The organism is Staphylococcus sp. HL28, from assembly GCF_021117155.1.
GTDB classification, from domain to species: Bacteria; Bacillota; Bacilli; order Staphylococcales; family Staphylococcaceae; genus Staphylococcus; species Staphylococcus warneri.
Genome location: NZ_CP088218.1, coordinates 702,620 through 728,008, shown reverse-complemented (window position 1 = coordinate 728,008; position 25,389 = coordinate 702,620). Strand labels below are relative to the sequence as shown.

Sequence of the window (25,389 nt, the reverse complement as noted above, 5' to 3'; positions counted from 1 at the left end):
TTCGAATTTTTTACAATTTTAGATTTTTCAAAGCATCTTTAAACGGATTGTTATCAAGTTCTTCTTGTTGATTCATGTATTTCTTCATTTCTTTTTTGGATACTTTACCACTCGATTTTTCTTTCATACGTTTATCCATTTGTGCTTGGCTTTCTGAGTGTCCACATACACATCTATATGTTGCATCTTTTCCCCTACCAAATAAAGTCATTTTCTTTTTACAGTTTGGACAACGCGCGTTTGTCTTTCTTTGAATATTTTTCTTCGTTTTACATGTTGGGTCTTGGCATACTAACATTTGACCATTTTTGGTTTTGACTTTAATCATAAATTTACCACATGTAGGACATTCAGTAGTGGTTAAATTATCGTGTTTGTATTTCTGTTCACTATTCTTAATAATGTTTACAATTTCAGTCGTAAATGCCTTCATCTCTTTTATAAATTGCTGCTTATTATATTTTCCTTTTTCAATGCGTAGTAATTTTTCTTCCCATTCTGCCGTTAATAATGGTGATGTTAATTTTGATGGTGCAAGCTCTAAAATTTGTTTACCTTTTGATGTTACTTTAATTTTGCCATCTCTTGATTCAATTGCATTCATATTGAACAGTTTTTCAATAATATCAGCTCGTGTGGCAACAGTCCCAATCCCCCCCGCTTCTTTAAGTGTATGTACGTGTTTTTTATCATCCAAATGTATATAATTCTGAGGACTTTCCATAGCTTTTAATAATGTTCCTTCATTAAAGTAATCTGGCGGTGTTGTTTGATGTGACTTTATATCGGTGTGTTGTATATTAACTGTTTGATTATTTTTAAAAAGATTCTGAGTAACAATTTCTGTTTTTTGTTGTTTCAATGCTTTAAACCCTAATTGAGTTGTGACATTTTCGTTTAATACAAATTTGAACTGACCTACTACTAAATGCACTTTAATATGTTGATATTCATATGGTGGCATTAAACTTTCAAGAAATCTTTCTACTATTAACATATAGATTTTCATTTCTCTATTACTTAATTGAGATAAGTCAGGTCTTATTTCGGTTGGAATGATTGCATGGTGATCAGAAACTTTTTGGTTATTAAATATATTCATTTTAGTAGAATACGATTGAGACATTAATGCTCTTATATTTTCTTTATATTCTGTGGCCAGTAATGCTTGTAATCTTTCTTTTATAGTTGACACCATATCGGTTGTTAAATAATTAGAATCCGTACGCGGATATGTAACTAATTTATGTCTTTCATATAAATTCTGTAAGGTATTTAACGTTTCTTTGGGTCCCATCTTATAGCGATGATAAGCATCTTGTTGTAAATCCGTTAAGTTATATAAAGATCTAGGGTAAGTCTTTTTATGTTTTGATACTACATTTTCTATTTGACCCTTTTTATTTTTTATATCATCTACTATTGATTTAAGTTCTTGTTGGTCAGTGACTCGACGTTGCCCAGAATCAAAATTAAACTCAAACCCATCTACTTTAATTGATAATGTATAGTATGTTTGCGGTTTAAATTCATTAATTTCATTTTGACGAGATTGAACTAATTGAATGGTGGGCGTTTGAACTCGACCTAAAGATAATTGTGCATCATATTTTGTTGTCAAAGCTCTTGTTGCATTGATACCAACCACCCAATCTGCCTCACTTCTTGCTAGGGCTGCTTCGTACAAGTGTTGATATTGACGGCCATCTTTTAAATGATTAAAGCCATCTTTAATCGCTTTCTTAGTTACTGAACTTATCCATAATCGCTTAATAGGTTTTTTGTTTCCAACTTTATCTAAAATAAGTCTTGCAACGAGCTCCCCTTCTCTACCAGCATCTGTGGCAATAATTATTTCATTAACATTGTCTTTTTGCATTAATGACTTTACTGTTTTAAATTGTTTGCTTGTTTTACCAATCACTACTGTTTTCATTTGTTTCGGAATAATTGGTAAGTCTTCAAGTTTCCATTCCTGAAAAGACTTGTCATATTGTTCAGGTGTAGCATTCGTAACCAAATGACCTAGTGCCCAAGTTACAATATATTGATTATTTTCAAAATAACCATTTCTTTTCTGATTTATATTAAGTGCACTTGCAATATCTCGTGCAACTGAAGGTTTTTCTGCTAAAATTAATGATTGCATTTGTGATAATTCCCTTTCTTATTTAACTATAATATATAGATTTAAGCTTATTTAATGTCTATAATGATTATGTTTAATGGATTACATTAATTGTAACATGTACATGTATCAATTAACTTTCATTTATTAGTATTTACCCATATAATTATATTAATTACTATGTTACGGAGGTAGGATTATGGACATTATTCAGTTGAATGACCCTAAAGAAATAAAATCTTTCATTGAAAATTCTGATTACCAAGTAACTTCCTATTTATATAAAATACCTCAACAATTTTCTGAATTTGATCAGTTATTAGAAGAAGCAATTAATCATCCTGGCGCTTTTGCCATCATTGAAGATAACCAAATCAAGTCACTGATTTTTGCAATTCCATATGAAACTCATAAATTCAAAGTTATTGGCCCATTTATAGAAGCAAATTTTAACTTGTCCCCGCTATTATTCCAACAATTATTTGATACTATGATAGCTGGACAACCTGATCATGCGGTATATAATTTTTCATTCGAAGAAGGCGTACAAACATATAAACCTTTCGTTAAACAAATTCAAGCGAGTTATAATTTCACGGACTACTATTTAGAAGCTCATCAGGATATAGGCGATCTTGGAAGTGAACAAAATATTATTGAATACCAAAAAGGATTTTACCGTGCATTTTCACGTATGCATCAAAAAACATTTAAACACGATGCTATGGATGCAAATGACATTATTAATAGTATTGATGAAACACATCGATTATTCCTATTCGTTAGTGAAGGTTTATTAAAAGGTTATTTATATCTAGACGTTAATAAGCAACAAGCTAGTGCTGAAATAAAGTATTTCAGTTCACATATTGACTATCGCATGAAAGGTATTGCCTTTGATTTATTAGAATATGCGTTAAATTACGCATTTACTCATTTTGATTTACGTAAAGTTTATTTCAAAATACGTAATAAAAACAGTAAACTTGTTGAACGATTTAACGAATTAGGTTTTAAAACGAACTATGAATACAAAAAATATAAATTAGAACCACAACATATACATGAAACAGTTAATAATACCGACAATTAAAAATATCTGTTATACATCACCCTATTCTTGGGTGATGTATTTTTTAGCGTATCAAACCAAAATTCGAGCGATGTTTTTTACTATTCTATCAATTTGTTTTAGAATTAACTCCAAGTGTTATTAAGGGGAGCACTTAATTCGTATTTTAGGAGAGTGAGAAACATATGCAGTTTCTTGATATTTTAATCGCATTGTTACCAGCACTATTTTGGGGTAGTGTTGTTATTATCAATGTTTTCGTTGGTGGTGGCCCCTATAACCAAATTAGAGGTACCACTTTAGGTGCACTCATTGTAGGTATTTGTTTACTTTTAACTGGTAATGCTGCTTTTGACGATTTAACAGTCATTATAGTTGGATTATTCTCTGGGGCTCTTTGGGCATTTGGTCAAGGGAACCAATTAAAATCTGTTAATTTAATTGGTGTATCTAAAACAATGCCTATCTCAACTGGAATGCAGTTGGTCGGCACCACTCTATTTAGTGTTATTTTCCTTGGTGAATGGAGTACTATGGTACAAGTTATATTCGGTTTATTATCCATGGTGCTATTAGTCGCAGGTATTGCACTAACATCATTAAAAGCTAAAAACGAAGGGAAATCTGATGATCCAGAGTTCAAAAAAGCAATGGGTATTCTTTTAATTTCAACAGTTGGTTACGTTGGTTATGTTGTATTAGGAGATATCTTTAATGTTAGTGGTACTAAGGCGCTATTCTTCCAATCAGTCGGAATGGCAATTGGTGGATTCATTTTATCAATGAATCATAAAACATCAATCAAGTCTACTGCCTTAAACCTTATTCCTGGTGTAGTATGGGCAATCGGTAACTTATTTATGTTCTATTCACAACCTAAAGTAGGCGTTGCAACTAGTTTTTCATTATCTCAATTATTAGTTATCGTATCTACACTTGGCGGTATCTTTATCTTAGGAGAGAAAAAAGACAGTCGTCAGATGACAGGGATATGGTCGGGTATTATCCTTATTATCATTGCTGCTATTATTTTAGGTAATCTAAAATAATTCATTTATAGGAGGCTCTTAATTGTTTAAAGACTTAGAAAATAAAGTAACCATTATTACAGGAGCCGGTAGTGGTATTGGAAAATCATTTGCAGAAAACTTTGGTAAAGCTAAATCCAAAGTTGTACTTAACTATCGCTCTGATAAACATGATGATTCTTTACAAGAATCAGTAGATATAATCAAACAAGCTGGTGGAGATGCTTTACTTGTTCAAGGTGATGTTTCAAAAGAAGAAGATGTGATCAACTTAATCAAACAAACCGTTAATCATTTTGGAACGTTAGATATTATGATTAATAATGCTGGTTTTGAAAAACCAACACCAACTCATGAAATGACGCTTGAAGAATGGCAAAAAGTTATAGATATTAACTTAACTGGCGCTTTTATCGGGTCAAGAGAAGCGATAAAACAATTCAGAGATGAAGATAAACAAGGTGTTATCATTAATACTTCAAGTGTTCACGACACAATTCCATGGCCTAATTACGTCCATTACGCTTCTAGTAAAGGTGGATTAAAATTAATGATGGAAACAATGTCGATGGAATATGCTCAGTTTGGTATCAGAATTAACAATATATCTCCTGGGGCTATTGTTACTGAACATACCAAAGAAAAATTTTCTGATCCAAAAACACGTGCAGAAACATTAGAAATGATTCCTGCAAAAGAAATTGGTGATGCTCAAGACATTGCTAATGTAGCTTTATTCTTAGCATCAGATTTAGCTCATTATGTTCACGGTACTACCATTTATGTTGATGGTGGTATGACAAATTATCCTGCTTTTATGGGTGGTAAAGGCTAAATCGAAAAATAAACCATGCAATATACATGTACAATATATGTTATTTAATAACACTATGTTCACATGTATTGCATGGTTTTTATTTTTAACTCTGTGATTAAATGGCTATCAAACAAAAAATGCTTGATACATATATAATATAATAATACTAATGACAATCGTTAAATTAGTAACCATCCCTATTAAAGGTAACGTTTTGTATTTAAATTGGATTGAATAAGGTATAATCGCTACACCTACAGGTAATAACCATGTGATTAATAATGTCGTTTTAATCATTTGATCAGATACCGGTAAGAAATAATGTACGAGTAATCCTGCACCTAAGCCAATTCCGTAATGTAGACATAGGTATTTGATTGCAATAGGTAAATACGCCCGATCAATTGTAAAGCTCAGCATAACACCTAATAAAATCATAGACATTGGCATATTGGCTTTACCTAAAATTGAAAAGAAATCTATGGCTACTTTTGGTAAATGTATGTTAGCCATATTTAAAGTAAACATAACAATATATGTAACTAGCGGCACCGATTGAATTAGTTTTAGTCCTAAAAATTTAAAGTTAAACTGGTCGCTTCCCTCACTATAGTAACTTCCAACAAAGTAAGTTAGACCGAACATAATTACTGCTCCACCAATATCAACCATTCCAAAATAAACCATACCCGTTCCCGGCCATATAGCATCTACAAGTGGATAAGCAAATAATCCAATATTCATAGAACCAATCATCATACCTACTGAACCACGCATTTGATTATTATATTTTCGAAAACACCAAATAACGGTAATTTTAGCTAATACTCCGTAAATAATCATCATAACAGGCAATATCGAAAACGATGGATTTAAATCAGCATGATTCAAATTAACAATCACTAAAGAAGGTAGGGTTACATTTAAAACTAAAGTAGAAAGTACTTGACTATCCGTTGCTTTCAAATAATTAATTCGCTTTAAAAAGTACCCTAAAGCGATTAAAAGAATAATCATTACAAATTGTTCCGTCATACCAACCCTTCTTTCACGTATCTCAACTCTTACAATTGATAACTTTAACACATTTGCTATAAATTTTAGAACCACTTTGTTTCATGATATAATTTAAATACTCTGTAAAATAATAAATAAAGGAGTTGTCTTTGAATGAATTTAGAATCTAAATTAGCGGAACTAAAATATGATTACACACGTCTACAAGGTGACTTGGAAAAACGCGAGTCATTAAATCAAAATATCGATCCACTAGTTAATCAATTAGAAGAAATCGAAAAAGAGATAGCTAAGGTGAGAAAACAAATAAATGAACATTAGTGGTTGTGGTGTCACAATATCATTACATTTTTATTATAGACATCCTAGTCATAATCAATAGAACGTGCTAATATAAATTCGAAATAGAAAGGATGTCAATTCATGAAATTATACTTAATCTTATTGCCTTTACTATACTTAATTGTAAGTTACATAAGTATATTCAAAATGAATTCTATATTTACTAGAATCTTAAGAATAATCATGGCGGTTTTATTATTATTTGTAGTTGCTATTACGACAATGCAATTCCCAAATGAAAATTGGTGGGTATTCATAGTCTTGTTACTATTAGTTGGTAACGTTGAAGTAACAGCATTTAAATCGCTTAAAAATGATGTTAAAGGTGTAAACATATTAAACATCTTATCCATTGGATTATTCGTTATTTATATTATTCTTACTTTAATTTTATATTAATAGTTAAGCCTCTTATTCATTAATTGGATAAGAGGCTTTTTAAATACTATTTTCTATTTAGTTTTCGATAAATTTTATCTTTAAGTGTAAATAATATTTCATAAATTACTGGGACAACGATAAGTGTTAAAATCGTTGAAGAAATAAGTCCTCCAATAACTGTTGCAGCCATACCTTTGGAAATTAATATAGAACTGTCTTCCCCAAAGAGTAACGGTACTAATGCACCTATTGTTGCAATTGCTGTCATTAAAATAGGTCGTATTCTTGTTCCACCTGCTTCTATTAATGCCAATTTCATATCCATTCCAGATTTTTCGTTATTTATTACTCTATCTATCAATACAATTGCGTTGGTCACTACAATACCAATTAACATCAACATACCAATCAAACTTGGTACTGAAATGGTTTCGCCTGTAATTACAAGTGAAAGCACAACGCCAATAACCGTAAATGGTAACGAGAATAGAATGGTAAATGGTGCTAAACCACCTTTAAACGTAATTACCAAGATAAGATAAACAATAATGATTGCTGCTAACATCGCTATCGCAAGTTGAGACATAGCAGAATTAATATCATCTGTTGCTCCACCAACGTTCACTTTTACGCCATGAGGTTTATCCATCTTATTGACTTTTAACATCACTTTTTGAGAAGTACCACCGACATCACTATTTGTTATCTTACCAGAAACTGTTGTTGAATAGTCACCATCTTCTTGTGTTAGTTTACTTGGTGTTGAAGATTTTTCCAGTTTAGCAATCTCACTTAATTTAATTGTTCCACCTGTTGGTTTCTTCAATTTGATATTTTCTAATTTATTTTGAGACCAATCTGTCTGTTTGTTTTGTTTTACTTTCACATCAATTTTCTTACCATTCTCTTTTACTGTCGTAACTGTTTTTTCAGGTAAGTTTTCATTTAAATTCATAGCTAACTGACTAGCAGATATACCATTATCAGCTGCTTTATTTTGGTCGACTTTGACTTCATATTGTTGATATGTTTCTGACAAGTCAGATTTGACATTATTGATGCCTTTAACATCTTTCATAGTACTTTCTATTTTATGAACTGTACCTTTAATCTCGTCTGTTGAAGGCCCTTGAACTGTCACTTCAATTGAATCATTTCCCGCTCCGGTACCTAAATCTTGGTTTTTCCATTGTCCTGGATGTTTAAATGAATCAACATGCTTAAGGACCTTATCTGGTTCTTCTTCAAAGTTAGGTGTGTCTTTATCATAATCTACCATCAAGGCCATACTATTTGTGCTTCCTGTAGGATCCGAAGGTGTTGGTCCACCTACTGAGTATTGTACTGTTTTTACTTTATTTTTTGTTTTAAGGTATTTTTGAACTTGTTCGCCATGTTCAAGTACTGATTTTTCAGTTTCTCCAGGTTTTGGTGTATAAGTTAACGCCATGAATTTATTATCACCTGATGAAATGTAACTTGTACCTAATTTAGCTGCGCCTAGTCCAATACTTCCTATTAGTAGCACAATACTAATGATAATAACTATCCATTTATGACTGAGAGACCAATTGAGCACCTTTTTATAACCACTGCTAATAGCACCTTGTGCTTGTTTCTTTGGTTTAGTTTGAATTCCTTTTCTAAACAATGTTGAACCTAATGCCGGAACAACAGTGATAGATACTAATAATGAAGCTAATAAACTGAATGTGATGGCTAATGCAAATGGTCTGAACATCTCACCGACTGATCCTGATACGAATGCTAGTGGTAAGAATACGATGATAGTCACAAGTGTAGAAGATAGAATAGGTTTAAACACTTCCGTTGTAGCACTGACAATAAGTGAATCCCCTTTGAGTTGTTCACTTTTATCGGATAAACGTCTATATATATTTTCTACAACAACAATGGAATCATCAATCACTCGTCCAATTGCTACTGTTAGCGCACCCAATGTAAGTATATTTAATGAAACATTAGATAATTTAAGTGCAACTAATGCTATTAAGATTGACATTGGTATTGAAACAATTGAAATAGCCGTAGTTCTTATATTTCTTAAGAATAAAAGTATAACAACAATGGCTACAATGGTACCTAAAGCGGCTTTTTCAATCATCGTATATAATGAATCTTCAATAGGTTTTGCTGTATCCATCGTTTTAATAGCTTTCATTTCACTATTATTTTTTTCAAATTCATCTACTTTTTTCTGTACATCTTTGGCAACTTGAACAGTGTTAGCATCTTGCGCTTTAGTAATTTGTAAGTTAACTGCATCCTTGCCGTTTGTTTTAGAGATAGATGTACGTTCATCACCAACTGATATATCCGCTACATCTTTTAATTTAAATGACGGCATAGAGCTAGATGAACCTTGTTTTGAACTACTCGCTGATGATGATGGCTCTGATGGCATTAGACTTTCACTATCTTGGCTATCAGCACTATCGCTTTCGCTACTTTGTCCTTGACCAGCAATCGTCGCTGGTATCTTTATATTCTTAAATGCATCAACAGAAGTAAATTGTCCATCTACAACAATCGATTTGTCAGTATCTCCAAATTGGAATAAACCTAATGGTGTCTCCCTAGTTGCAGTCTTCAGATAGTTTTCAACATCGTCTGCCGTAACACCTTTACTATCTAACTCTTTTTGTTTAAATTTCAATGTCACTTCACGATTGGTTTGCCCGTTTAATTGTGCATTTTGAACACCATCAATTGTTTGTAATTTAGGAATAAGCTGTTGATTTAACTTTTTCGTCACCGATTTTAAATCATTATCTTTATCAGTTAAAGAATATGCGATAATAGGAAAGGCATCCATCGAATTACGTGTTAATTCAGGATCACTGACACCATCTTTAAATTTGATTTTGTCTATTTCCTTCTTCAATTGTTCCTCTGCTTTATCCATATCAGTGTCATTATTATATTCAACAGTCACTATAGAAGCATTTTGGATAGATTCTGTTTTGACACTTTTAACATAAGCCATAGATCTCACTTGGCTATCAATTTTACTACTAATTTCATCTTGTGTCGTTTGCGGTGTTGCACCTGGCATTGTTGTTTGGACAGAAATCATAGGATTTTCAACATCTGGTAATAATTCAAGCTTTAATTTTGCACTAGAATATACGCCTCCTAAAATAACAAGTAATACCATAAGGAAGATTGCGAATTTATTACCAAGAGAAAATTGCAATAGTTTTTTTATCATTTATCAAGTGTCCCCTTTTATTAATTTCTAGTCTTAGTTCGATACTCATATATTGCAATGTTCATCCAAAAAAATCTGAACGTTCTTTTATAAACAGAATCGTTCAGATAAAATGGTAAATTTATTTACGTTTTAATTTTCGTGAAAGTTTAATTTTAGCTTTCGTTAATTTAGGTTTCACTTGTTCGATAAGTTGATACAATGGTTGATTTAAAACATAGTCAAATTCACCAATTTTTTCACTTAAATAAGTGCCCCATACTTTTTTGAACGTCCATAATCCATAATGATCAGACTCTTTGTCAGGATTATTATCAGTTCCGCCAAAGTCATAAGTTGTTGCACCATGATCACGTGCATATTTCATCATTGTATATTGCATATGATGGTTTGGTAGGAAATCACGGAAATCATTAGATGATGCACCATATAAGTAATATGATTTATTTCCTGCAAACATTAATAATGCACCTGACAGATAAATGCCGTCTGGATGTTCTTTTTCAAGTTCTAACAAATCATTTTTTAAATCCTGAGACTTTTTAATTTTGTTATTTGCATCATTAATCTTATTTAATGTTTTTTTGTCTTGCTTTTTATTTTGAAGCTTTTCAATTTCATTTTCTAAATCTGTTATTTCTGAGTTTACCGTTTCAAGGACCGGTTTAGGTTCTAACTTAACTAAGAATAGTTCTGCATCACCATCATCATGTAAGGCATCATATATGTTTTCAAAATAACTAATGTCACGCGTTAAGAAACCGTCACGCTCACCAGTAATTTGCATTAAATGCGCAAATGTTTTTAAGCCATCTCTGCCAGCTCTTTCAACCTTTGTACCACGTTTAAGGGCAAGTCTTACTTTAGAACGATTTCGTCTTTCAAAACTTTGAATAATATCTTCATCTGATTTATCTATTGGTGTTATCATAGTCATTCTAGGTTGAATATAATCTTTAGATAATCCTTCTTTGAATCCTTTGTGTCTAAAGCCTAGGCTACGTAAATTTTTCAATGCTTCTGTACCATGTTCTACTTCAACATCTGGATCTATTTTAATAGCATATGCTTTTTCGTCTTTAGCTACTTTTTTTGCTTCTTCTAATAATTGTGATAACGCATCTTTGTTATCATAATCTGTTACAAATCCTCTTGATACATAACATAATGTAAATGGTAGTTTAGGGATCTTTTTAAATAGTAATTGTCCTACACCTTTGATTTCACCATTTTCACCAACCGCAATTCTTCTTGAATACCATCCAGTCAATTTCTTAGTTTCTGCCCATTTCGTAAGTTGCAGTAAATCGCCATTTGGATGAGATTTTACAAATGCGTCATGTTCTTGATTAGTGATATTCATCTTTTCCATGGTTTATAATATCTCCTTTATATTAACAATACCTATAATTATACAACGTCTGAATATAAGTGTCGACAAAACACATTAACGATTAAACTTTAATATTTAACTTTATTTCCATCGATACTAAATGAGTATCTCTATCAAGTTTAATTTGTTTTTAAAGTTATATTAATCTTGATATAATATACTATCTAATTCTAAAGGAAAGTAGTGTGTTTAATGCGGCCAACACTCATTGTATTGTTCATTGTTTTTAATCTTATTGCTATTTTCAATTCTGTACTAAGTGGATTTACTATTGATTATTTTAGTTTAAAAGTCATCATTGCAGCATTCACTTTAGTATTATCTATATTATTTTTACTAATTAGAACTACTTATTTAAGTAGTTACCTAAGTATTTTATCGATTATCGTTGCTTGTCTTCATATCGCTATTATTATTCAAAGTGCATATAATTATCTATATTAATGAATCGGTTCGAATCGATATTTTGCACCTCTAATATAGAGTGAGTATGGTGCCGTAGCTTCAGTATCTTTAAGAACTACGGTATGATAACCAGCTTGTTTACCATCTTCAATACGAAAATATATCTGATCTTCTTTCAAAATCAAATCCGTATATTTTTCAGTTTCATCAACTATTTCCATATCAAACCAATTTTGCCAGTTTTTCACTGTCTGAGCTCTCTTACTACTTGAAACCATAATCATATCAATAGAGAATTGAGTTTGATACAACGACTTAAGTTGTTCATGTCGATTAGCATCTCCCTGATCCCATTGTATAAAGAATGGTGGTTTGACCATATAACTTGGGTCCGCAATATAGAGAAGACGCCACGTTATTTTTTCACCTTTCTTAGTTTCTCTTTCCATATTTACAGGACCAATGACATCTATGTTTCTATCTTCTAATGTCTGTTTAATCGCATCAATATTACTTGTTCTTAAACAAATTGTTTTGAATCCTTGTTTAAAGTTATCTTGAGCTATCTTCGTCGCAAATGACACTCTTCCCTCTTCAGTTTTAGCTAATTTTTGTAATTTCTCTTGGTCTTCTACATCTAAAAATTCTATGTAATTTTCATTTATGTAGGACAATTTATTAAATGTTCCAAATTTATGATGTTTACCTCCGGAATTGAGTTTAACAACCTCGCCTGGAAACTTAAATTGCTCTAATTGATCAATGTAATGAATGATATGATCAAATTTCAAATCCATGTTATGAGCTCCTTTTTTACATTTCTTAATCCTTATTTTAACAAATGTATCAATAATTTACTTCTAAAACCTAGTAAAAAAGTATTGCAAAATATAGCTTTTAGTCCTATAATAATGCTTGCGTTTAAAAAGGTTAGCTAAGCTAACTAATTTATAAATATTTTGGGGTGTACTCATGATTAGTAATGATTTTTTTAATAGTTTTATAAGTATTTATCGACCTTATATTAAATTAACACAACCAATATTGGACCGATATGATATTCATACTGGTCAATGGCTTGTATTAAAAGACATAGCTCAATTCCAACCGACGACATTAGTTAATATTTCTTATCGACGTTCTATAGAGAAACCAACAACACGAAAGTTCATCAAAGTATTGTTAGAAAAAGAATTGATCACATTTACAACGGGTAATGACAAGCGTCAAAAATGGTTGAGTTTAACAAATGAAGGCATGCAATTATTTAACGTAATTAATAAAGAGGTTAATGAGATACAAAGTGAAATTATTAAGAAATCAGGTATTAATGAGCAACAATTATCAAAAATTATCGAGTCAATGTCCATCATTTATGAAACGATACTAAAGGAGAGTCAAGAATGAATGAATCGTCAGCAACTAAAGCACCTATTTTTACCAAGCGCTTCAATCTAAATTTCATCATAAACTTTTTCGTATACTTATGTATGTATTTGTTGATTGTTGTCATTGCTGGATATAGTAAATCTGAATATCATGCATCAGATAGTCTAGCCGGCCTCGTCGTTGGCTTATTTATTGTGGGATCATTAATTGGTCGTTTTGGAACAGGTAAATACGTAAATTTATTTGGTCCTAAAAAGATATTAATATTTGGTTTAAGTTGTTTGATAGTAACTCAGGCACTTTATTTTATTCCAAGTAATATTTATTTCTTAATGTTTGTACGTTTAATTAATGGTATTGCTACAGCGATTGCCACTACAGCTACGGGAACTATAGCAGCTTATGTAACGCCACAAACTCGTAAAAGTGAAGGTATCAGTTTATTTTCATTAAGTTTAGTATTAGGTACTGCCGTAGGACCTTTCTTTGGCATTCTGCTGCTTAATGCCTTTTCAATCACTGTTCTATTCACTTTATGTATTGCATTAGGGATTATTGGTTTACTATTATCTTTATTCATTAAAATAGATTTTGAAACTGTTAAACCCAGTCATAATGCTTCAGAACCTAAAGGATTCAGTATCCATAACTTTATCGCCAAAGAGGCAGTACCAGTAGCTTTTGTGATGATGTTAGTTGGTGTAACTTATGCAGCTATTTTAACTTATTTACAAGTGTTTGCGGAACAACGTGACTTAGTTAATGCCGCAAGTTATTTCTTTATTTTCTATGCTATTGCTTCATTAGTCACTCGACCTATAGCAGGCCGTCTCATGGATAATAAAAATGAAAATGTTGTCGTTTACCCAGCATTCATTGCACAAATATTATGTTTTATTTGTTTAGTGTTCAGTTATAACAGTGGCTTATTATTACTCGCTGGTATTTTACTAGGTATAGGGTATGGAAATCTTTCTTCATCTATGCAAGCTATTTCTATAAAAGTTTCACCATCATCTAAATATGGCTTAGCCACATCAACTTATTTTATTGGTCTGGACATCGGCGTAGGCTTCGGTCCTTCATTCTTAGGATTATTTACGCATATGGTTTCATATAGTCAGATTTATGGTGGAATGGCTATATTAGGCCTATTGACTACCGCCGTATACTTCTTAGTACATGGTAAAAAAGTTAGACATACGTATTCTTATGAATAATGATAAAATCTTACAAACTTTACTAAATTAAAAAAGCTAGAGAAACCTCTTTAATAAGGTTTCTCTAGCTTTTCTTTTTCAATATATTGTTAGTTTGCAATACTAATCGCTTCTATTTCGCTAATCATTTTATCTATTAATTTCTTTTGTGACGCATTGAAGAAATAATACACTTGTCGTTCGTCTGTTTCAGAACGTAGTTTTGAAATAAGTTCTTTTTTATAGATTTTACGAATAATGACATCAATTTTACTAGTATCCCAAAGCATTTCAAAATGTAATGTATCTCTTAATTCTTTCCCACTTATTTTCTCTCCTTCAAAGACTTTGTATAATACAACAAACTCTTCAATTGAAATACGATAAGTTGATTTCAACCAATGCTTAAGTTGACTTAGCTCTCTTTCAGATGCAATAAAACCTTGTACTTTATTTGTCATAATAAAATGCCTCCTATGTTGATTCTTAGATGTGATGTTTGTATTGTACAATTAAATTGCTTAACTTTATTATATAACATTGTTAGCATTTTATCTATTACAAATATTAAATTTAAGTCTAAAATTGGTAAGGAATTACATCATTTTAAAGTACGCTTTTAATATTGAAACGTAAATAAATGTAAAAGCACAGATATCATAAAACATTTTAAATCCATTAAACGAATAATTGTTTCTAAAATATGAGTCTTCTTTTATTCATAATTAGTTTTATAGTTTAATGCTATCCGCCTATATAATTCATGTTTATTTTATTACGTTTTCTATTTTGAACGGTTTGTTCTGTTCGCTCATCAGAGTAACGATCATCTCTAATATGCCACAACGCTTTAAACTGCTCTAATAACATTGCATCTGTTGCACCTGATCGCATTAATGCTTTGACATCAAAACCCTCAACTTCTGCAAATAAACAGCCATAAAATTTTCCATCTGAAGATAAACGCGCCCTAGTGCAAGTTGAACAAAATGACTGAGAAACACTTGTAATCAATCCAAATTTCACTTGATTATCTTTATGTCTAAAGTACTTTGCAACCTCGCCAAAATATTTAGGTTCTACTGGTTCTATATCAAAATGTTCTTCTACCATACTTAGCATTTCATCTTTAGTAACTACTTTACTGAAATCCCAACCATTGTCGTTCCCCACATCCATAAATTCTATAAATCTGATCTCAATACCTTTATGTTTAAAGTACTCTATCATCGGAATGATTTGGTCGTCATTGACGCCTTTTTGAATGACTACATTTACCTTAATTTCAAAACCTATAGATATAGCATAATCAATCTGTTCTAGTATTGTAGAAGCTTTAATATTTCGATTATTAATAGCTTGAAAGACTTCATCATCTATCGCGTCTAAGCTAATATTAATTCTTCTTAAACCTGCATTATACAAATTTTGACCATGTTTTTTTAATAGCAAGCCATTTGTAGTCAATCCAATATCTTCTATACCTTCAATTTGATTCAGTTGCTCAATGAGTTGGTAAAGATTTCTACGTAGAAGTGGCTCACCACCAGTAATCCTTATTTTTTTGACACCCAATTGCGCGTAAAGCTTAGATATTCTTACCATCTCTTCGAATGTTAATAATTCTTCTTTGGGTAAAAAGACAAAATCATCACCAAATATTTCTTTTGGCATGCAATAATCACATCTAAAATTACATCTATCAGTGACAGATAACCTTAAATCTCTTATTGGTCGACCTAATTTATCTTTAATTTGCTCTACCATCATGGACCCTCCTTATTAACTTAACTGTTGTTTTAAAGTGTCCAAGTCTTGTTGTGAATTGATATTATAATACCAATATGACGGTGCTTTGATGTCTTCAACTTTAATCCAATCTATATTCATTTGGTTATATAATTGTTTAAAACTATAATCATCGGACTCTAGAATATCTTCAATAACGGGTTTCGTCTTAGGACTATAAAAACCTATGGTTGGAATATAACGCCCTGATGCTTTTACCGTTGCGATATCTATTTGATCATCTATTAAGTGTGACACCATAAACTGATAGAGTTGATTAATAGCTCTTTCACTGATCATAGGCGTATCAACTGACACTACGAAAAATAATTCTTCTTCCGGATACTGTTGCATAGCTGTTAATATACCTGCTAACGGGCCTTTCCCTTTATGCTCCTCTGTATCTACAACCACATTCTGATGGTCAAATTGATTTTTTAGTTGATTGTTTGTACTAATCACAATGTCATTAAACATATTTGTTGATTCTAATACTTTGATAATACGCTGATAAAACATTTGTCCTTCAACTTCGGCAAATGCTTTAGGACGTCCAAAACGTCTGGATTCTCCTCCAGCGAGTATAATTGCTTTCATTTATCTTATCCTCCGCTGACTGGTGGTATGAGTGCCACAGTATCACCAGATCCTATCATATCTTTATCTTTTACAAATTCTTCATTTACTGCAATTTGAAATTGCTTATGTGTTAATTCAGGATGTCGTTGTAATAATAAGTCTTTAAAAACTTCAACAGTTACACTTTCTGACAAATCAATTGATTCCGACTTTTGATTGATCATATCTTTAAGTTCTGCAAAGTAGAGTACTTTCATTTCACTTCCCCCCTTTGACTTTCCTCGTAGCTACCTTTTTGATGTCCTTGCCACTCCGATCCATCTTCCCAAATTTCTTTTTTCCAAATTGGAACAATTTCTTTTATTCGCTCTATTGCATATTCATTTGCCTGATACGCATATTTACGATGTGGAGAAGAAACAACAATTAAGACAGCTATGTCTGATATTTGTAATGGACCTATTCTGTGAACAATAGTTGTGATGGTTCCTGGCCACTTTTCTTCTATCTCTTGGCCAATTTGAGCCATTTTCTTCTCTGCCATTGGAATATATGCTTCATATTCTAAATACTCTGTTTTAACACCTTTCGTCCATTCACGTACATGACCAGTAAACATGACCATTGCACCTTGATGTTCATTTAATGTGAATTCACGATAGGGTTCAGTTTGAATCGGTGTAGTTACGATTTCAAATTGCTTCATTTTGCTCAATCCTTATGTGTTACTTTATTTATTAACCATTCATCAAATTTTTGAAATGCATTGGGTTCATTTAATTTTATCCTATAACATATATTGTTTAAATGATTTAACTCATGTAATTGTTTTTCATTATCATAAACAATGACCTTGTCATAATTTTCATGTTTGAATCCTTCAACTAGAACAACATCACAATCAATTGTAACAGATTCCTTAATAATATTAGAAAGGCTTTGTTCAGTCGTTCTAGTGACTGTTTGACGATAGGCGTGACCTTGTACAATACTTTGATCGGCACCAGATTGAAAGTGTTTCATATGGTCTACATGCTCATGTTGTAATTGTATGTCTTCACCTTGATGACCATGATGTTTGATACTTGCAACTTTAAAATTTTGCTCTTTTAAAAATGATATTGCATGTGTCATCAATGTTGTTTTCCCAACATTTTTATATCCAATAATTTGTAAGATCATATATTTAATTCCTCTTCGTAAGCCGCTGACTCAGTGAGTATAACATCAACAGTATGCCCCTGTTTAAATCCACGTGTACCTCCTGGCAACATAATCATGGCATTGGCATGTGCAATAGCTACGACCGCACCCGATTTATTAAACCCTGAAGGTACAACAGTTGCACCCGCAGGAGTTAATGTTGCAGTAGCTCGTATAAATCTTGTAAATGGATTTGCTTTAGTAAAATCTTCCATAAGCGTTGCTTTCACAATTTGAGGATATACCGCTTTGGCATTCATCATATGATTCATCGCTGGTTTCACAAATAATTCAAAGCCAGTAAAACATGCAGACGGATTACCGGATAAACCAAACAAATATTTTTGATTAGCTACGGCTACGGTTGTTACACTACCTGGACGCATAGCGACTTTATTAAATAATACATTGGCATCTAGGGCTCGATAAATTTCAGGTAAATAATCAAAATCTCCAACAGATACACCACCTGTCGTAATAACCATGTCATGTTGCTCCATTGCATGTTTAACAACTTCAATACTACTTTGTAAATCGTCTTGTTGTATCTGATAAGATCCTACGTGGATGCCAAGTTGTTCAGCAAGTGCTTTAATCATTGGTCCATTTGAATTTCTAATTTTACCTGGTTGAAGTTCATCACTTACATCTAACAATTCACTGCCGGTAGCAATAACTGCGATACTGGGTTTTTCATAAACTTCAACTTCTGTATATCCATAGGTTGCCAAGACTGCGATAGCACCTGGATTAATACGTTGACCAGCTGTTAATACAATGTCTCCAGTTTGCGTTTCCTCACCTTTTAAAGATACATTTTCATGTTGTTCGAATGTTTTTCTTATAGAAAATGTATCTTCTTCCTCAACTGTTTGCTCAAACATTACCACTGCATCTGCACCTTCTGGTAATTGGGCACCTGTCATAATACGTACCGCTTCATATTGCCCAACTTCTTTATGTGACACTGAACCAGCACCAATATGATCTATCACTTTAAATTTGATTCGATGGTCACCACTGGCACCTATAGAATCTTTACTTCTAATTGCAAAACCATCGTAAGGTGACTTATCAAACCTTGGAATATCGTAAGTAGCTACAATGTCATTCGCCAATACATAACCAATACTTTCTTCTAATGACACAGTTATTTTATTTGAACGAATATTTTGATTTACAATTCGTTGAATAGCTTCTTTAACAGGTATTGGACTTCTTTTTTCAAATGTCATATGATCATCTCCATAAATTATTTTTCATGATATACTTGTGTCGAAAAGGAGGATTAACATGTCAGAATTCACACACATTAACCAACAAGGAAACGCTAAAATGGTCGATGTTTCTAATAAGGAAGTTACTAAACGAACTGCTATCGCACACTCAAGTATTATTGTGAATGAAACCATTTATCAACAAATTGTTCAAAATACTAATGCTAAAGGTAACGTATTAAATACAGCACAAATCGCTGGAATTATGGCTGCTAAAAATACAGCAACGATTATTCCAATGTGCCATCCGCTTCCATTGACAGGTATAGATGTTTCCTTTGACTGGAATACAACATCATCAGATCATTTCGAACTGAATATTCAAGCTACAGTATCCACAACAGGTAAAACTGGTGTAGAAATGGAAGCCTTAACTGCTGCATCTGTAACAGCTTTAACCATATATGATATGACCAAAGCAGTAGACAAGGGTATGATAATAGGTCAAACCTATTTATCATCTAAATCCGGTGGAAAATCAGGCGATTATCATCGACCAAATTAGTTTAAATTCAATAGTTAAGAGGCAATGGGACATCAATAATAAATTATCATTTACAGTCTATATATGATTTATACTAAGACATCGACGTCCCTGCCTACTTATTTTCATTTCGTTAGTTCATGTATCAAATGATTAAGTTCAGGTTTAATGAGCTTGTTAATAGCTAACTTAATGGCTCCTGTAGATCCCGGCAATGCAAATATTAATGCTTTATCATGGGTTCCTGCTACTGCTCTTGATAATAATGACCTCGTACCTACATCTTCTGTATAACTTAAATATCTAAATAATTCACCAAATCCCTCAATTTCTTTATCTAATAAAGGTCGCACAACCTCAATGGTTACATCTCTTTGTGCAATCCCTGTTCCACCAGTTGTGATAATGACATCAATATTTTTTTGTTGTAACCATTTTTGTAATTGACTGTGGATAGCCTCTTGATCATCTTTTACAATTTGATAGTTTTCCTTTTTAATAATTACATTTTCATCTTTTAATAGTGTTTGTATAAGTTGACCGCCCTTATCTGTTTCGTAATTTCTAGTATCTGAAACTGTAAGTACTGCAACTTCTATATATCTATCTAATTTTACATTCGTATGCATCATTTAACTCCTCCTAACCATCATTATCCAAATAATTGATTAATTAATTTTGTTGCTTCATTAGGATTATTCATACCGTGAATAAGTAATCTTCCACCATTAAATGCAACGATACGATATCCATTGAATGAAAAAACAATCATATATGGATTCTGTTTATATTGAATATGGTGAGTCTTTAAAAATGTTTCTAACATTTCCTGGGAAATTGTCGAGTTATTGTATTGTACAGTATCTCTTCCACATAACGTTGTATATTGCCGTTGGTTGCTCTTTAAGAACGGGTAATTTGGTGTTTTTCCACAAGTAGGACATGTGTCGTTATACATATTTTTAAAACCAATGGCATGATGGTAACCTTCCCAAATGTCACCATATTTCAATTTGATGTCTGTAGACTGATTGGTTAGCACCTTTAAAGCATCCGCAAGTTGAAAACTAGTTGTCATCGTTACAGCAGGTTGTATCACTCCTACTGTATCGCAAGTCAAATTAATTGAAGGCAAGTGTGGGACAAGACAATTGAAACAAGGCGTCTTACCAGGTATGAAGGTTGTTTGAGCATATGTACTTTGAACAACACCCCCGTAAATCCACGGTATGCACTTTTGATATGCAAAATCATTTATGAGTTGTCGTGTTTCAAAGTTATCAGTAGCATCAATAATTAAATCGATGTTAGTTGTGTAGGTATCTAAAAAGTATGCATCAACATGTGATACATAAGCATTAATAGCAATATCATGACGAATCGCTTCTAAATGATTCTTAGCTGCAATGACTTTCGGTAACATATCTTTTGCGTCTTGTTCAGTGAATAAAGTTTGTCTCTGTAAATTACTAAGCTCAATATAATCACGATCAACGATTGTTAGCTGTTGAATACCTGCTCGGACCAAACCTTCAGCCACATGAGTACCCAATGCCCCCATACCAACAACCATGACATGTTTATGATCAATAAGATGTTGTCCTTCCTCTTTGATATATTTAAATAAGATTTGCCTTGAATATCTCTCTTGATCCATCTTTGAAACTCCCTTAAATAGTATTGCTTCTATTATAAAACTTGTTGGACAAAGTGACAAAAAGTCTACATAAAATAGGCGAAACTATATGATGAATATCATCTTAATATAGTTTCGCCATATTTATTTACGCTATTTTAAGAAATCATTATTATTTCATTAGCAAGTGTATGTGCCTCTTCATTAGAATGTGTAACAAAGATAATTGGTATTTTCCATAAGTCATAAATTTTATGAACTAGGTTCATACTCTCACGCTTAGTGTGGTCATCTAAACTAGAGAATGGCTCGTCTAAAAGTAATAAGTCAGGTTTAATACTTAATGCTCGAGCTAATGCTACACGTTGTGCTTCTCCACCAGATAATGTGATAGGATATTGATCAACTAAATGAGAAATATTAAGTGTATTCATGACATCATTGATATGTTCTGAATATTGCGTCATAAACGTAATATTTTGTTGCACAGTAAGATGTGGAAATAGCTGATAATCTTGAAATAAATACCCAATACGTCTTTGTTGAATTTTGATTTGTTTTCGTCTAGATGTACTAGTTAGTATCCGTTGATTTACTTCAATTTCAGCTTGATCTGCTTTCTTCAAACCCGCAATCATATTTAATATAGTAGTCTTCCCTATGCCTGATGGACCTTGTATAGCATAAATTTTAGGAGCATCATCGTTTATATGAATCTCAATATTGCGTTGATTAATTTGATGTGAGATGTCAATTTTCAACATTTAATCACGCTCCCTGAACTTATCATAATTCATTAAATTGATCGTCATAATGACCACTATTGAGAATGCTACAAGCACTAGAACCCATAGCCAAGCTTGATTTTCTTTACCTTCAACTACTAAGAAATAAATTTCTAATGGTAAAGTATTGGTTTTATTTGGAATATAACCAGCTACCATTAATGTTGCACCAAATTCTCCAATTGCTCTCGCAAAACTCATCACTATGCCAGATAATATATAACGTTTCGACAGTGGAAGTACAATACGGTAAAATATTTTACTTTCACTTGCTCCCATTGTGCGTGCTGTATCTAACATACGTTTATCAATACTATTAAAGCCTTGAATCGTATGTTGATACATAAGCGGAAAACTTACTATTACTGAAGCAATAACTGCACCTGTAAGTGTAAACACTACTGGCAAATGTAATATATTATTGAAGAATTGACCTATGATTCCTCGTGGTGAAAAAACAATGAGTAATATAAATCCCATCACTGTTGGCGGTAAGACGATAGGTAATAAGATGAAACTCTCCACTATTTTTACCCAACGCTTTTTACGATGATATAGCCATTTAGATACAAGAATACCTAAAATCATGACGATGATGGTACTCATTGTTGCCACACGGATAGATATCCAAAATGAAGTTAAGTCAGGCATGAAAGACAACTCCTATGCTGAGAACTGATAGTCTTTGATAATTTGTTTAGCTTTGTCTGTTTTTAAGAAGTCCATCCATTCTTTAGCTAATTTTTTATCAGAAGTAGCTCCAGCTTTATAAGTAATTGGTTTTGATAACTTCACTTGTTTAATTTCTTTTACATTATCGATTTTTTTCTTATTTTTATATAAATCTGTTTTATAAACAAATCCTTGTTGCGCGTTACCTTTTTGCACATAATTTAATACTTGTTTAACATCTTTTGCATAAATGACTTTATCTTTAACAGTATTCCATAAATCATTTTCTTCTAAATATTGTTTGCCATATTTACCTGCTGGTACTGTCTCAATTTGGCCTAAAGCCAATTTATCATTTCCTTTTAAATCTTTAACAGAAGTATAGTCTTTATCTTTTTCACCGATAAGTACTAAGTTATTTTTGGCATAATTATATGTATCATGCGCTTTCTTTTTATTTTTTAAGATATCAACATCTTTTGTATTAGCTGACATGATAACGTCAACGGGTGCACCTGATTCAACTTGTTGTCTTAAAGCACCTGATCCGCCGTAGTTGAAGTCAACTTTAGCCTCTTTATGTTCTTTTTCAAATTCTTTTTTCAATTCTTTACTTACATCTGTTAAACTTGCTGCAGCTGAAATTTGTAATTCTTGTTTCTTACCATTATCAGCCTTGTCACTTTTTTTACCACTATCAGTAGATGAATTTGAACATCCTCCTAACACTAGTAAACTCATTAACATAACTACAAAAATACTTTTAATTTTCATTATAAAACCTCCTTAAACTTTATTATACTTCAATTTTCATTAATTATGCTATGACATTTTCGTATATACATATGAAATCATTGTTAATTTTAACCTTTTCTTAATTCTATAGTACATAATGATTTAAAATATACCATTAACCCTTTAATATACTAAGTATAGAGAAAAAGGGAGTATAGATATGAATAGAGATATATCATCTAATCAAAATATTGTGCGATATGAAAATGGACAACTTAAGCATGCTGTTGACACATATGTGACAGAATTTCCGCTAACAATTATGGTAAATGGCGAGGAATTTGCCACTGTTATTTGTAGCCCAACTAATATGGAAGAATTAGTATTAGGTTTTTTAGCTTCTGAAGGTGCCTTATTAAAAAAAGATGAATTAAAATCCATTCAAATTGATGATAGCAAAGGCTTTGCTCATGTCGAATTAACAAAATCATTAAATGATCGCTTCGAATATTCGACTAAGCGCATGATTGCCTCATGTTGTGGTAAAAGTCGTGAATTTTATTTCCAAAATGATGCCGCTACTGCTAAAACATCACTTTCTAAAATTACAATCACCCCCCAACAAGTATTGAATATGATGACTCGTTTACAAAGTGCGAGTACGATATTTAAGCAAACGGGTGGTTTGCATAATGCAGCAATTAGTGATGGTGATACTTTTTTTGAACATCGACAAGATATTGGGCGTCATAATGCACTAGATAAGCTATATGGATTTTGTATTCAAAATCATATACCTGTTAGAAATAAAGTTTTAATATTCAGTGGTCGCATTTCTTCAGAAATTTTAATCAAGGCAGCTAAAATTGGCGTAGGTGTTATATTATCTAAGTCTGCTCCTACTACACTTGCGATTCAACTTGCACACGATTTAAACATCACAGCTGTAGGTTTTATTAGAGATGGTAATTTCAATGTATATAGTCACCCTGAACGTATTAAAGCTGCTAAAGATTCTAATGAATAAGTCGAATCTTTAGCAGCTATTGTTATATTTTTTCTTTTAAGACTTGATATCTAAAACTGCGATATACATACCCTTGTTTTAAATACATATCTTTAACTGTATCTTCGCCATCAGCAACTAACATCACTGGTCGGTCACCAGCTAATTCACCCACAAATGATTGCATCGTTTGCCCAATACCATTTCTTTGGTAGTCCTCTAAGACACCAAATCCATCTATTTCAACCGAATTTTTATTTTCAATGATATCTACAATACCAACAGGTTGATCGTTTAAATAACTAATCATTGGTGTTGCTTTATTGGTATTAAAATTTTGTTTAACATTCTTAATGCTTTGTTTCGCATATTTTTTACCAAATGGTAAAGAAAATTGATAATAAATATCAAGATAATCTTGTAAATTTTCCTTATTTACTTTGATTAATGTGACATCATCTCTTTTGTTCAATTGTGCTAAATCTTGTCCTTCTATTAAATAAAGTTCTAAGACTCCCAGTTTAAATCCTAATTCTTTAAATAAGTCAAACCACACTTCATTAAGATATTCATTTTCTGGAAAATAGAAGGATAGGTGGTCAGATCCTTGTGTAACATGCATTTCTTTTTGTGTTTCAATATCCTTTAGCCATTGAACTTGTGTCGGACACTGATGATATAACCATGTATTATTGGAATATTGCAGTGCATCAGTCGGTGTTAAATAAATGGTTTTGCGAGCATCTTCAGATAGTATATTTCCTTCTAAATAAATGTCTGATATCGTCAAATGTTTCATCCTTATCCCATCCCTGTCGGTA

The 25,389-nt window shown here is 32.0% G+C and carries 28 protein-coding genes; 10 read left to right on the top strand and 18 right to left on the bottom strand.

Annotated features, from left to right (window positions below; translation table 11 throughout):
• Positions 1-10: 10 nt before the first annotated feature.
• Entirely contained in the window at positions 11-2,149 is a 2,139-nt protein-coding gene (locus LPC11_RS03365; RefSeq protein ID WP_107566280.1) for a DNA topoisomerase III, read from the bottom strand.
• Between the two features lie 178 nt (positions 2,150-2,327).
• Between LPC11_RS03365 and LPC11_RS03360 the strand changes: the two genes are divergently transcribed.
• From LPC11_RS03360 to LPC11_RS03350, 3 genes are all read left to right on the top strand, one after another.
• Positions 2,328-3,221, top strand: coding sequence for a GNAT family N-acetyltransferase (locus LPC11_RS03360; RefSeq protein ID WP_023373610.1), 894 nt, complete (start codon positions 2,328-2,330; stop codon positions 3,219-3,221).
• A gap of 164 nt (positions 3,222-3,385) precedes the next feature.
• Positions 3,386-4,249: a GRP family sugar transporter gene (locus LPC11_RS03355; RefSeq protein ID WP_023373612.1), complete on the top strand. Its 864-nt coding sequence runs from the start codon at positions 3,386-3,388 to the stop codon at positions 4,247-4,249.
• 22 nt (positions 4,250-4,271) lie between these two features.
• Entirely contained in the window at positions 4,272-5,063 is a 792-nt protein-coding gene (locus tag LPC11_RS03350; protein ID WP_107566281.1) for a glucose 1-dehydrogenase, read from the top strand.
• Between the two features lie 108 nt (positions 5,064-5,171).
• On the opposite strand, the gene LPC11_RS03345 is transcribed toward LPC11_RS03350, so the two are convergent.
• Positions 5,172-6,080, bottom strand: coding sequence for an AEC family transporter (locus LPC11_RS03345; protein ID WP_231307353.1), 909 nt, complete (start codon positions 6,078-6,080; stop codon positions 5,172-5,174).
• A gap of 135 nt (positions 6,081-6,215) precedes the next feature.
• On the opposite strand from LPC11_RS03345, the gene LPC11_RS03340 reads away from it, so the two are divergent.
• Together LPC11_RS03340 and mspA are read left to right on the top strand one after the other, a co-directional pair.
• On the top strand, positions 6,216-6,383 hold the full coding sequence (locus tag LPC11_RS03340) for an SE1832 family protein (protein ID WP_023373618.1): 168 nt from the start codon (positions 6,216-6,218) through the stop codon (positions 6,381-6,383).
• Positions 6,384-6,485: 102 nt separating this feature from the next.
• Entirely contained in the window at positions 6,486-6,803 is a 318-nt protein-coding gene (gene mspA, locus LPC11_RS03335) for a membrane stabilizing protein MspA (RefSeq protein ID WP_015364788.1), read from the top strand.
• 46 nt (positions 6,804-6,849) lie between these two features.
• On the opposite strand, the gene LPC11_RS03330 is transcribed toward mspA, so the two are convergent.
• Together LPC11_RS03330 and LPC11_RS03325 are read right to left on the bottom strand one after the other, a co-directional pair.
• Positions 6,850-10,017, bottom strand: coding sequence for an efflux RND transporter permease subunit (locus LPC11_RS03330; RefSeq protein ID WP_231307352.1), 3,168 nt, complete (start codon positions 10,015-10,017; stop codon positions 6,850-6,852).
• A 121-nt stretch (positions 10,018-10,138) separates the two neighbouring features.
• Positions 10,139-11,389, bottom strand: coding sequence for a lipid II:glycine glycyltransferase FemX (locus tag LPC11_RS03325; RefSeq protein WP_023373622.1), 1,251 nt, complete (start codon positions 11,387-11,389; stop codon positions 10,139-10,141).
• A 213-nt stretch (positions 11,390-11,602) separates the two neighbouring features.
• Between LPC11_RS03325 and LPC11_RS03320 the strand changes: the two genes are divergently transcribed.
• Positions 11,603-11,854: a hypothetical protein gene (locus LPC11_RS03320; protein WP_023373624.1), complete on the top strand. Its 252-nt coding sequence runs from the start codon at positions 11,603-11,605 to the stop codon at positions 11,852-11,854.
• Here the strand turns inward: LPC11_RS03320 and LPC11_RS03315 are convergent.
• Entirely contained in the window at positions 11,851-12,612 is a 762-nt protein-coding gene (locus tag LPC11_RS03315) for a VOC family protein (RefSeq protein WP_023373626.1), read from the bottom strand. The genes LPC11_RS03320 and LPC11_RS03315 overlap by 4 nt on opposite strands.
• A gap of 175 nt (positions 12,613-12,787) precedes the next feature.
• On the opposite strand from LPC11_RS03315, the gene LPC11_RS03310 reads away from it, so the two are divergent.
• Complete coding sequence (locus LPC11_RS03310; protein WP_023373628.1) at positions 12,788-13,222, top strand: MarR family transcriptional regulator; 435 nt, start codon at positions 12,788-12,790, stop codon at positions 13,220-13,222.
• On the top strand, positions 13,219-14,424 hold the full coding sequence (locus tag LPC11_RS03305) for an MFS transporter (RefSeq protein WP_023373630.1): 1,206 nt from the start codon (positions 13,219-13,221) through the stop codon (positions 14,422-14,424). Before LPC11_RS03310 ends, LPC11_RS03305 begins: the two co-directional genes overlap by 4 nt.
• A gap of 89 nt (positions 14,425-14,513) precedes the next feature.
• Here the strand turns inward: LPC11_RS03305 and LPC11_RS03300 are convergent, their stop codons facing one another.
• From LPC11_RS03300 to LPC11_RS03270, 7 genes are all read right to left on the bottom strand, one after another.
• The gene (locus LPC11_RS03300; RefSeq protein ID WP_023373632.1) at positions 14,514-14,864 is read right to left on the bottom strand and encodes a SarA family transcriptional regulator; all 351 of its coding nucleotides are present in this window, start codon (positions 14,862-14,864) and stop codon (positions 14,514-14,516) included.
• A 283-nt stretch (positions 14,865-15,147) separates the two neighbouring features.
• Positions 15,148-16,170, bottom strand: a complete 1,023-nt coding sequence (gene moaA / locus LPC11_RS03295; protein WP_023373634.1) for a GTP 3',8-cyclase MoaA — start codon at positions 16,168-16,170, stop codon at positions 15,148-15,150.
• 15 nt (positions 16,171-16,185) lie between these two features.
• A complete protein-coding gene (gene mobA / locus LPC11_RS03290; protein ID WP_023373636.1) occupies positions 16,186-16,788 on the bottom strand; it encodes a molybdenum cofactor guanylyltransferase MobA in 603 nt (200 codons plus the stop codon).
• Positions 16,789-16,793: 5 nt separating this feature from the next.
• The gene (moaD, locus tag LPC11_RS03285) at positions 16,794-17,027 is read right to left on the bottom strand and encodes a molybdopterin converting factor subunit 1 (protein WP_231307351.1); all 234 of its coding nucleotides are present in this window, start codon (positions 17,025-17,027) and stop codon (positions 16,794-16,796) included.
• A complete protein-coding gene (locus tag LPC11_RS03280) occupies positions 17,024-17,476 on the bottom strand; it encodes a molybdenum cofactor biosynthesis protein MoaE (RefSeq protein ID WP_041613667.1) in 453 nt (150 codons plus the stop codon). The genes moaD and LPC11_RS03280 overlap by 4 nt, the downstream gene beginning before the upstream one ends.
• 5 nt (positions 17,477-17,481) lie before the next feature.
• Positions 17,482-17,952, bottom strand: coding sequence for a molybdopterin-guanine dinucleotide biosynthesis protein B (gene mobB, locus LPC11_RS03275; protein ID WP_023373641.1), 471 nt, complete (start codon positions 17,950-17,952; stop codon positions 17,482-17,484).
• Positions 17,949-19,208, bottom strand: a complete 1,260-nt coding sequence (locus tag LPC11_RS03270) for a molybdopterin molybdotransferase MoeA (RefSeq protein ID WP_023373643.1) — start codon at positions 19,206-19,208, stop codon at positions 17,949-17,951. The genes mobB and LPC11_RS03270 overlap by 4 nt, the downstream gene beginning before the upstream one ends.
• Before the next feature lie 58 nt (positions 19,209-19,266).
• On the opposite strand from LPC11_RS03270, the gene moaC reads away from it, so the two are divergent.
• The gene (gene moaC / locus LPC11_RS03265) at positions 19,267-19,755 is read left to right on the top strand and encodes a cyclic pyranopterin monophosphate synthase MoaC (RefSeq protein WP_023373645.1); all 489 of its coding nucleotides are present in this window, start codon (positions 19,267-19,269) and stop codon (positions 19,753-19,755) included.
• A gap of 104 nt (positions 19,756-19,859) precedes the next feature.
• Here moaC and LPC11_RS03260 read toward each other — a convergent pair whose 3' ends face one another.
• The 5 genes from LPC11_RS03260 to modA form a co-directional block, all read right to left on the bottom strand.
• Positions 19,860-20,363 (bottom strand): MogA/MoaB family molybdenum cofactor biosynthesis protein, encoded by a 504-nt coding sequence (locus LPC11_RS03260; RefSeq protein WP_023373647.1) that lies wholly within the window; start codon positions 20,361-20,363, stop codon positions 19,860-19,862.
• 23 nt (positions 20,364-20,386) lie between these two features.
• Entirely contained in the window at positions 20,387-21,391 is a 1,005-nt protein-coding gene (locus LPC11_RS03255) for a ThiF family adenylyltransferase (protein WP_023373649.1), read from the bottom strand.
• Positions 21,392-21,528: 137 nt separating this feature from the next.
• Positions 21,529-22,134: an ATP-binding cassette domain-containing protein gene (locus LPC11_RS03250; protein WP_023373651.1), complete on the bottom strand. Its 606-nt coding sequence runs from the start codon at positions 22,132-22,134 to the stop codon at positions 21,529-21,531.
• Entirely contained in the window at positions 22,135-22,806 is a 672-nt protein-coding gene (gene modB, locus LPC11_RS03245) for a molybdate ABC transporter permease subunit (protein WP_023373653.1), read from the bottom strand.
• Positions 22,807-22,818: 12 nt separating this feature from the next.
• Positions 22,819-23,601, bottom strand: a complete 783-nt coding sequence (modA, locus tag LPC11_RS03240) for a molybdate ABC transporter substrate-binding protein (protein WP_023373655.1) — start codon at positions 23,599-23,601, stop codon at positions 22,819-22,821.
• Positions 23,602-23,782: 181 nt separating this feature from the next.
• Here modA and fdhD point away from each other — a divergent pair, with 181 nt between their 5' ends.
• Positions 23,783-24,589: a formate dehydrogenase accessory sulfurtransferase FdhD gene (gene fdhD / locus LPC11_RS03235; protein WP_023373657.1), complete on the top strand. Its 807-nt coding sequence runs from the start codon at positions 23,783-23,785 to the stop codon at positions 24,587-24,589.
• A gap of 22 nt (positions 24,590-24,611) precedes the next feature.
• On the opposite strand, the gene LPC11_RS03230 is transcribed toward fdhD, so the two are convergent.
• Positions 24,612-25,367 carry a GNAT family N-acetyltransferase gene (locus LPC11_RS03230; RefSeq protein ID WP_023373659.1) on the bottom strand — a complete coding sequence of 252 codons (756 nt, stop codon included), beginning with the start codon at positions 25,365-25,367 and terminating at the stop codon, positions 24,612-24,614.
• Positions 25,368-25,389 lie beyond the last annotated feature (22 nt).